Genomic DNA, 232 nt, shown 5'->3' with positions numbered 1-232 from the left:
CGATATCTGAGTGAAGATAACGCACGCGCTCGCCATGTTCTTCGAGATATTCGGTAAGATCTTCCGCCATCCGCTTGGTCAGTGTGGTGACCAGTACGCGTTCGTTAATTGCCGCTCGCTGACGAATCTCCGAAAGAAGATCATCAACCTGTGTCGCCACCGGCCGCACTTCGATAATCGGGTCAAGCAATCCGGTTGGACGCACCACCTGATCCACCACATCGCCGCCGGA

General features: G+C 55.2%; 1 pseudogene. It reads right to left on the bottom strand.

Annotated features, from left to right (window positions below):
- A pseudogene (locus SB660_RS24095) lies at positions 1-232 on the bottom strand (excinuclease ABC subunit B); the annotation flags it as partial.

This window comes from Bacillus sp. SIMBA_005 (assembly GCF_046535585.1).
Taxonomy (GTDB): Bacteria; Bacillota; Bacilli; order Bacillales; family Bacillaceae; genus Bacillus; species Bacillus pumilus.
The sequence above is the reverse complement of the archived record's forward strand: the minus strand, read 5'-3'. Positions and strand labels throughout refer to the sequence as shown.